The organism is Psychrobacter sp. 4Dc (assembly GCF_002836715.1).
Lineage (GTDB): Bacteria > Pseudomonadota > Gammaproteobacteria > Pseudomonadales > Moraxellaceae > Psychrobacter.
On record NZ_PJAT01000060.1, the window covers coordinates 1 to 231 of the forward strand.

Below are 231 nucleotides of genomic sequence, written 5' to 3' on the forward strand. Positions count from 1 at the left end.
CAAAGCGTGACTGGCTTTAGCGCCACCGGTCTTGTCAATGGTGAAACCGAATCCGTCTTAGCTCAAGTGAGCGCCAGTGGTAGCGGCACCAATGCTGGCAACTACGTCAGCACCGCCAGTGGTTCAGACAACAACTACGACTTGACCTTCGTAAATGGCAGCTTGGATATCGCCAAAGCCGCAGCTACTGTGACCGCCAATAGCGACAGCACCACCTACAATGGTCAGAGC

At 54.5% G+C, this 231-nt stretch carries 1 protein-coding gene; it reads left to right on the forward strand.

Annotated elements, in window-relative coordinates; genetic code table 11:
* A partial coding sequence (locus CXF61_RS14015) for an MBG domain-containing protein (RefSeq protein WP_193834172.1) occupies positions 1–231 on the forward strand: 231 nt, incomplete at both ends.